Genomic DNA, 7,868 nt, shown 5'->3' with positions numbered 1-7,868 from the left:
CGTTCAACGCCGCACGCACTGACATGCACGACGCAACACAGAGGACAACATGATGGCCAGCGAAAGCCTGAAAGCTCAAGGCAAGAGCATCAAGCGGGCGGTATTGACGGGAAGTCTCTTACGGAATGGTAGGAGCCCGCTGGCGGGCGATGCTTTTGTTTTGATGATCGGATAGGAAAAATCAAAACAAAAGCATCGCCCGCCAGCGGGCTCCTACCATGTACATCGCGTGCTTCCAGCTCGCCGTGTAGCAGAGCCACTTGCCGTCTTCCTTGCGCCACGCCGATTCGACTTCGTAGAGGCCCAGCTGGTCAGGCAGCAGCTTGCCGCCGCTGGTCAGCGTGACGGTAAATGTGGCCACCATCCGCTCGCCGCGATGTTCGATCGATACCGGCCCCATCGTCACGCCGATGTGCTCGCCGCGCAGCGCGAGGAGCCTGACCATGTTCGTCAACCCCCGCCGGTCCAGCTCACCGGCATTCCCGTCGAAGTCGTCGCTGAGCGGCGCGCTCACGTCGCCTGCCGCACCGGCTTCGGCGGCCTGCGCGACCGCGGCGATCGACTCGCGCACCTGCTGTTCGCCCGGCGTGTGCCAGCAGCCCGACAAGACCAGCGCCAGCAGTGTGAAAGCGGTCAGCAGGCAGGTGCTTTTTGTCGATCGGATCATGGCCGGAACTCGCTGCAAATGCGGCTTGCCGCTGTACGCGGGCGTATGCTCAAATGAACCACATAGCTGATTCATGATGGACGCCGTCGCCGTACAAAGTCCATCCATCCTCGATCAGCGATCATCGACACAGGGAACCCAAGCATGAGCATTGAACGTCCGTGGCTGGATCACTATCCAACAGGCGTGCCCAGCCAGATCGACGTCAATACCTATGCCTCGGTACCGGCCGTGCTCGAGGAAGCGTTCAAGCATTTTCGCGAGCGGCCCGCCTTCGCGAATTTTGGCCATCGGCTCACCTACGGCCAGATCGACGAGATGAGCCGGCAGTTCGCCGGCTATCTCACCGGCGAACTCAAGCTTGGCAAGGGTGATCGCATCGCGATCATGATGCCGAACGTGCTGCAGTACCCGATCGCCTTGTTCGGGGCGTTGCGCGCCGGCCTGGTCGTGGTCAATACGAACCCGATGTATACCGCGCGCGAACTCAAGCATCAGCTGGAGGACGCCGGCGCCAAGGCCATCGTTGTGCTGGACAACTTCGCCGCGACGCTTCAGCAGGTCGTCGCGGAAACCCATGTGCAGCACATCATCACCACCGGCATCGGCGACCTGCTGGGTCCGAAGGGCGTGCTGATCAATCTCGTGCTCAGACACGTCAAGAAGATGGTGCCGGCATTTGACCTGCCGCAGGCCGTGCGTTTCCGCGATGCGTTGAAGCGCGGCGCGCCGCATCCGCTGCAACCGGTAACGCTGGGCCACGACGACATCGCCTTCCTGCAGTACACCGGCGGCACCACCGGCATCGCCAAGGGCGCGATGCTGACCCACGGCAACATGATCGCGAACATGCTGCAGGCCGGTGCCTGGGTCGGCACAAATGCCAAGCCCGGTGAAGAAGTCATCATCACCGCGCTGCCGCTGTATCACATCTTTTCGCTGTGCGCTAACGGACTGGTGTTCACCCGCCTGGGCGGCCTCAACTGGCTGGTCACCAATCCGCGCGACATGCCAGGCTTCGTCAAGGAGCTGAAACAGTCCGGCTTCACCGCACTGACCGGCGTCAACACGCTGTTCAACGGCCTGCTCAATACACCGGGTTTCGCCGAGCTGGATTTCTCGAAGCTGCATCTGACCCTGGGCGGCGGCATGGCGGTGCAGCGCGCCGTCGCCGAACGCTGGAAAAAGACTACGGGCTGCACCCTGGCCGAGGCGTACGGGCTGACCGAAACCTCGCCGGCAGTATGCATCAATCCGCTGGACCTGAAGGAATACAACGCCTCGATCGGCCTGCCGGTACCGTCCACCGACGTGGCGATCTGGTCGGAAGAAGGCCAACCGTTGCCGACCGGCGAAGTGGGCGAGCTGATGGTGCGCGGTCCGCAGGTGATGAAGGGCTACTGGCAGCGCCCGGACGAAACCGTCAAGGTGCTCGGCGACGATGGCTGGCTGCACACCGGCGACATCGCGAAGATGGATGCCAACGGCTATTTCTACATCGTCGACCGCAAGAAGGACATGATCCTGGTGTCCGGTTTCAACGTGTACCCGAACGAGGTCGAGGATGCGGTGATGGCACACCCGGGCGTCCTCGAGGTCGCCGCGGTCGGCGTGCCGGACGAGCATTCCGGCGAAGTGGTGAAGCTGTTCGTGGTGCGCAAGGACCCGACTCTGACGGAAGATGCGCTCAAGCAGTTCTGCCGCGAGAATCTCACCGGCTACAAGCGGCCCAAGTTCATCGAATTCCGCGATTCTCTGCCCAAGAGCAATGTGGGCAAGATCCTCCGCCGCGAACTGCGCGACGAGAAAAAAGTCTCCGCCTGAAATACCGACCGACGCCCGAAAGCAAAAACGCCCGCATGCACGCGGGCGTTTTCATGCCAAGGCGCCCAGCGCCTGGCGATTATTTCCAGTACTCGAGAATGTCGGCGTAACCGCCCAGCAGATTCCACAGCGGAACCTGTTTGTCCTCGGGAATGCGGCTATACGAAAACCCGATGTGATGATCGGAAATCCGTGCGACCACGGCCTCCAGATGTATGTGCAGATCGTGCCCGAAGATCATGTCGAGCACCCAGCTCTGACCCGTTTCGCCGGACCAGCCGAGGGGACGCCGCAACATGGCACCGGTGGCCGATATATCGACCAGTTCGGTCGGATGCGATTCGCCGTGCCGGCTCATCAGCACCGTGGTCTCGATCTGCATGCGCGCCGGACGCAACTGTTCCGGTGCGCCGTCATCTTGTCCATTTTTGCCGATCGTCATCTGTTCTACCGTCCGTTTGCGTTTACATTTGCCGCTGGCAACGATGTGGTGTCCAGCAACAACCTTGAAACCTTTCAGCCGCATCATCAAGCGACTGCAGCACATCCCCCGCGCATGGCCCGTGTGCGCAATCCGCTGGCGCACTCGCTAGCTGCGATGGTCAGCCATACCTAAGCAACCGTCATGCCACCCGGGTCGCCGTGCATGCGCGGCACTGCAGATTCCGCCCAGCCTGGGGCGCGTTTTTCGCTTCTGAAAGCCATGGCCTTCCGTAACAGGCCTGACCAACGAGCCTAATCAACCAGATATCTCACGGATTGACAGAAGTATCTGAGCTGCCACGGCCGCTACGCTGCCTTCTCCGCGCGCAGCCATGCCGCATATCGTCACATTAGGTCACATGCCGCCCCAGCAGTTCCGCGCATCCCGTTCGGCTGACCCGGTTCTGCTTTCGCGTCGACCGATACGATCCGCCTATTGTGCCTGCCGCGGATACCGTCTGAAACCGGCCGCCGCACCGCGCCGCATCTCCCAAACGAGACCCCCGCACGAGCCATCCCCGGCGCGTCCCTGCTGGACTTGCCCGCCGCTAGCCGCTACTCTTCATCCGCGCATGGCTGCATGAACAGCGTCTGCCGAGCACTTTCGGCGGCCCATGGCTTCCATTCGATGGCTCTCGAACCGAACAGTGAATAGTCAGTGGCGCTGCTCTTCGCCACATTTGACTTGCGCCCTTGTTGTGGCTGACAACCCGCGATGGCGTGCGATGGCCGAACGCGACCTGCCTGATCGAACCACCACCGCGTGGCTTCATCTCGCCCGTGACGATGGCACTCGCCGCACCTCGGCTGAAGATGTGAAGAAATGCAGTACCCGGGAACACTGCCTCACCGTCGTGTTCCGAGCGCGGACATTCCATATCCGGTTGCGATGTGTGAATGATTCCGATCGTGTTGAACGCACCGCCAGCCGCTGAAGGCGGCCCCATGACATGCATTGATGAGCACTGAGCCAGTCGAGCCACAGAGCCTGGTCACCGCACCGCAGGATGCGTTTGCGTCGGTACCGCAACAGCAGGAAATGCCATTGGCGATCGTGCGCGGTCAGCCGATGCTGCAGATGCCGCAGGACCTGTACATACCGCCGGATGCGCTCGAGGTGATCCTGGAGGCATTCGAAGGTCCGTTGGACTTGCTGCTGTACCTGATTCGCCGGCAAAACCTGGACATCCTGGACATCCCGGTCGCCGAGATCACCCGGCAGTACATGACCTACATCGAGCTGATGCGCGACGTGATGCGGCTGGAACTGGCCGCCGAATACCTGCTGATGGCCGCGATCCTGGCCGAGATCAAGTCGCGGCTGCTGCTGCCGCGGCCGCCGGCCGAGGAAGGGCTGGAAGAGGATCCCCGCGCCGAACTGGTGCGGCGCTTGCAGGAGTACGAGCGGTTCAAGCGTGCCGCGGAAGACATCGAAGCCCTTCCACGGCAGGAGCGCGACAGCGTGGTGGTGCATGCTGAGGTGGGCGAGCGCAACCTGATCAAGTTGCCGCCTCCGCTGGAGCTGACCGAGCTGCTGCTGGCGCTGAAGGACGTGATGCACCGGGCCGAACTGTTCGGGCACCACGCGATCAAGCGCGAAGCGCTCAGCGTGCGCCAGCGCATGGGCGAATTGCTGAGCCGGCTCGACGACGACAGTTTCCATCGCTTCGAGAGCCTGTTCGACATCAGCGAGGGCCGGCTCGGCATCGTGGTGACCTTCCTGGCGATGCTGGAGCTGGCCAAGGAAATGCTGGTCGAGATTGTCCAGGAGGAGCCGCTGGCGCCGATATACGTGAAGGCGAAGGCGAGCCACTCCGAAGAATCCGCCGAATTACCGGCGGACGAAGCACAGGCAGGCGAATCGGCGCTGATCGAATCGTCCGGCGAATGAACGACACCCACTGAGCGGTACCGATCAACCCGGCATCCGAACCCAAGGTTATGCAGATCGAGCAACTCAAACCCATCATCGAGGCCGCCCTGCTGGCCTCCACCCAGCCGATGGCCGTCCATCAGCTGGGCGACCTGTTCAACGAAGCCGACGACGTCGACCACGGCCAGATCGCCAGGGCGCTGGAAGCGCTGGGCGAGGATTGCGCCGGCCGCGGCATCGAGCTGAAGGAAGTGGCGTCCGGTTTCCGCTATCAGGTGCGCCAGGACGTGCATCCGTGGATCTCGCGGATGTGGACCGAAAAACCCAGCCGCTACTCGCGCGCGTTGCTGGAAACGCTGGCGCTGATCGCCTACCGCCAGCCGATCACCCGCCCCGAGATCGAACAGATCCGTGGCGTGGTGGTGTCTTCCAACATCATCAAGACGATGGAGGAGCGAGAGTGGATACGCGTGGTGGGTTATCGCGACGTGCCCGGCAAGCCGGCACTGTTCGGCACCACCCGTGCGTTTCTCGACTACTTCAACCTGAAATCGCTGGACCAGCTGCCGCCATTGTCGGAAATCCGCGACATGGAAGACCCGCAGCTGCGCTTCGAACCCGAGCCCCTGCCCGCCCGCATCGTGCGCGATCTGCCGATCGATCCGGACGATGAGGGGCCGATCGATTCCATCCTGGAATCCGCCGACGACGACAGCGAGCCCGACACCGGACACCCTGCATCCGCGGACTCCGCCGATGCTGAAGACACCGAAACCGAAACCGAAACCGCAGCCAACGCCAACGCGCCAGCCGCTTCCCACGAGTCCGACGAGCCTGGCTCCGACACGAGCCCGCTCGTCGATAACCCGATTGCCACTGCCGATGAGGCAGCGAACCCCGCCGCGGACGTCGAACCCGACGCCGCCGAGCAAGATACCGAGGAGTACCGCGCATGACTGCGCCACAGAAATCCGTTTTATCCCTGAAACGCGAACCACGCATCGAGAGCGACGCACCCGCGCTGGAAGAACGCCTGCACAAGGTGCTGGCCAATGCCGGCCTCGGCTCGCGCCGCATGCTTGAAGTGCGCATCCAGTCCGGCGAAGTCGAGCTGAATGGCAGCCCTGCCGAAATCGGCATGAGCGTGCACGCCGGCGACCGGGTGGTGGTCGACGGCAAGCAATTCGTCGTCGCCACCGACAGCCGCGACGACACCGAGGTGCTGATCTACCACAAGCCCGAAGGCGTGCTGACCACCCGCGACGACCCCGAAGGCCGCCCCACCGTGTTCGAGCAGCTGCCGCGCCTGAAGGGTGCGCGCTGGGTCGCCGTGGGCCGGCTCGACATCAACACCACCGGTCTGCTGCTGCTCACCACCGACGGTGAACTGGCCAATGGACTGATGCATCCCAAGAGCGGCATCGAGCGCGAATACCTGTGCCGCGTGCATGGCGAGGTGCCGGACGAGATCATCGAGCGGCTGAAGGCCGGTGTGGAACTGGAAGACGGCCCCGCGCGCTTCGACGAGATCGCCGTGATCAGTCGCGGCGGCAGCCATAGCTGGTTCCGCGTGGTCATCCGCGAAGGCCGCAACCGCGAAGTGCGCCGCCTGTGGGACTCGCAAGGCTTCCTGGTCAGCCGCCTCAAGCGCATCCGCTACGGCAAGATCGAGCTGCCGCGCAACCTGCGCCGCGGCGAATGCGAAGTGCTCGACGCGGAGAGCGTCAAGGAACTGCGCCAGACCAGCGGCCTCGGCGCGCCGCAGCCAGTGCTGACACTGAGCCCGGTGCTGCATCAGCGCCGCGCCAACCGCGGCGTCACCGAATATCGCCCCGAACGCGGCAGCAGCAGCGCGTGGACCGGCGGCCAGGACGAGGCCCGCGAATTGCGTGCCTATGACCGCATCCGCGAGGAACCGACCCGCGGCCGCAAACCGCCGCGTCGCGATGGCAAGGAGGTCAACGGCAACGTCGCTCGTCCCGAGCGCAATGCAGGCGGCAGCAGGGGCCGGCGTGTGGCGCCGGGCCAGGAGCTGCCGTCGGTGCGCACCTGGTTCGCCGGTGAGAGCCGTGATGGCGGCGGTCGCCCTGGAGCACCGCGCGGCAATGCCGGCGGCGGTGCAGCAGGCAATCGTCGTCCGGCCGGCAACAAGCCGTTCGGCGCCCGTACGGGTGGCGAAGGCCGTACTGCCGGCGTCGGCCCGTATAGCGGCTTCGGCGGCGAATCGCGCGGCGCTGCCGGTGGTACGGGCAACCGTGCGCATGGTGCGCGGCCTGCGCATGGCGGTCGTCCGCAAGGCCAGGGTCAAAACCAGGGCAATCGTGCGCAAGGAAATCCCGCACACGGCAACGCCCGGCCGCAAGGCATGGGTGGTGCACGTCCGCAAGGCCAGGGCGGCAACCGGCCGCAAGGCGCGGGCCGGCCGCAGGGCCAGGGCGACAACCGTTCGCACAGCGGCGCACGTCCCCAAGGTCACGGTGGCCCCGCGGGCGGACGTCCGCCGGGTCGCGGCGGCAATCGTTCGGGCAATCGCTGAGCCACGGCTTGGCATGACGGATCGCTGACCGATGGTGCGCATCTACCACAACAACCGCTGCTCCAAGTCACGCGCCACGCTGGCGCTGCTGGAGCAGAGCGGCGGCGAGGTCGAGGTGATCGACTATCTCGACCACCCGCCGAGCGCCGCCGAACTGAGCGTGTTGCTGAAGCAGCTGGGCATGACGGCCCGCCAGTTGCTGCGCACGGGCGAAGCGGAGTATCAGTCGCTGGGGCTGGATGATCCTGCGCTCGACGATGCATCGCTGGTAGCCGCGATGGTGGCGCATCCGAAACTGATCGAACGGCCGATCGTGGTCGCCAACGGCAAGGCTGCACTGGGACGGCCGCCTGAAGCGGTGCTGGCGATACTCTGACCCCACCTGGTAGGAGCCCGCTGGCGGGCGATGCCTTTGTTTTGATGGTTGGATTAGGAAAAATCAAAACAAAAGCATCGCCCGCCAGCGGGCTCCTACACACATATCA

General features: G+C 64.1%; 8 protein-coding genes. 6 read left to right on the top strand and 2 right to left on the bottom strand.

The window, feature by feature from the left end; genetic code table 11:
- Positions 1 to 181: 181 nt before the first annotated feature.
- Entirely contained in the window at positions 182 to 667 is a 486-nt protein-coding gene (locus ACFPPB_RS09455; RefSeq protein WP_377326511.1) for a hypothetical protein, read from the bottom strand.
- A gap of 144 nt (positions 668 to 811) precedes the next feature.
- Here ACFPPB_RS09455 and ACFPPB_RS09450 point away from each other — a divergent pair, with 144 nt between their 5' ends.
- Entirely contained in the window at positions 812 to 2,491 is a 1,680-nt protein-coding gene (locus tag ACFPPB_RS09450) for an AMP-binding protein (protein WP_377326510.1), read from the top strand.
- Between the two features lie 79 nt (positions 2,492 to 2,570).
- Here the strand turns inward: ACFPPB_RS09450 and ACFPPB_RS09445 are convergent, their stop codons facing one another.
- Positions 2,571 to 2,933 (bottom strand): PilZ domain-containing protein, encoded by a 363-nt coding sequence (locus ACFPPB_RS09445; RefSeq protein ID WP_377326516.1) that lies wholly within the window; start codon positions 2,931 to 2,933, stop codon positions 2,571 to 2,573.
- Positions 2,934 to 3,699: 766 nt separating this feature from the next.
- Here ACFPPB_RS09445 and ACFPPB_RS09440 point away from each other — a divergent pair.
- Genes ACFPPB_RS09440 through arsC form a run of 5 tightly spaced genes read left to right on the top strand, consistent with a single transcriptional unit; the run spans position 3,700 to position 7,759 of the window.
- Complete coding sequence (locus tag ACFPPB_RS09440) at positions 3,700 to 3,909, top strand: hypothetical protein (protein ID WP_377326509.1); 210 nt, start codon at positions 3,700 to 3,702, stop codon at positions 3,907 to 3,909.
- 23 nt (positions 3,910 to 3,932) lie between these two features.
- Positions 3,933 to 4,865 carry a segregation and condensation protein A gene (locus tag ACFPPB_RS09435; protein WP_377326508.1) on the top strand — a complete coding sequence of 311 codons (933 nt, stop codon included), beginning with the start codon at positions 3,933 to 3,935 and terminating at the stop codon, positions 4,863 to 4,865.
- A 50-nt stretch (positions 4,866 to 4,915) separates the two neighbouring features.
- Positions 4,916 to 5,803 carry an SMC-Scp complex subunit ScpB gene (scpB, locus tag ACFPPB_RS09430; protein WP_377326507.1) on the top strand — a complete coding sequence of 296 codons (888 nt, stop codon included), beginning with the start codon at positions 4,916 to 4,918 and terminating at the stop codon, positions 5,801 to 5,803.
- Positions 5,800 to 7,383, top strand: coding sequence for a pseudouridine synthase (locus ACFPPB_RS09425; protein ID WP_377326506.1), 1,584 nt, complete (start codon positions 5,800 to 5,802; stop codon positions 7,381 to 7,383). Before scpB ends, ACFPPB_RS09425 begins: the two co-directional genes overlap by 4 nt.
- A 31-nt stretch (positions 7,384 to 7,414) precedes the next feature.
- Positions 7,415 to 7,759, top strand: coding sequence for an arsenate reductase (glutaredoxin) (gene arsC / locus ACFPPB_RS09420; protein WP_377326505.1), 345 nt, complete (start codon positions 7,415 to 7,417; stop codon positions 7,757 to 7,759).
- Positions 7,760 to 7,868: the final 109 nt, after the last annotated feature.

Origin of the sequence: Rhodanobacter terrae (assembly GCF_042657005.1) — a bacterium.
Classification (GTDB): domain Bacteria; phylum Pseudomonadota; class Gammaproteobacteria; order Xanthomonadales; family Rhodanobacteraceae; genus Rhodanobacter; species Rhodanobacter terrae.
Note: the sequence above shows the minus strand (reverse complement) of the source record. Positions and strands in the feature narration are given on the sequence as shown.

Bases quoted from the DNA above. Each gene is read 5' to 3' on its own strand.
- ACFPPB_RS09455 (WP_377326511.1), bottom strand. From the start codon at position 667: ATGATCCGATCGACAAAAAGCACCTGCCTGCTGACCGCTTTCACACTG.
- ACFPPB_RS09450 (WP_377326510.1), top strand. From the start codon at position 812: ATGAGCATTGAACGTCCGTGGCTGGATCACTATCCAACAGGCGTGCCC.
- ACFPPB_RS09445 (WP_377326516.1), bottom strand. From the start codon at position 2,933: ATGACGATCGGCAAAAATGGACAAGATGACGGCGCACCGGAACAGTTG.
- ACFPPB_RS09440 (WP_377326509.1), top strand. From the start codon at position 3,700: ATGGCCGAACGCGACCTGCCTGATCGAACCACCACCGCGTGGCTTCAT.
- ACFPPB_RS09435 (WP_377326508.1), top strand. From the start codon at position 3,933: ATGAGCACTGAGCCAGTCGAGCCACAGAGCCTGGTCACCGCACCGCAG.
- scpB (WP_377326507.1), top strand. From the start codon at position 4,916: ATGCAGATCGAGCAACTCAAACCCATCATCGAGGCCGCCCTGCTGGCC.
- ACFPPB_RS09425 (WP_377326506.1), top strand. From the start codon at position 5,800: ATGACTGCGCCACAGAAATCCGTTTTATCCCTGAAACGCGAACCACGC.
- arsC (WP_377326505.1), top strand. From the start codon at position 7,415: ATGGTGCGCATCTACCACAACAACCGCTGCTCCAAGTCACGCGCCACG.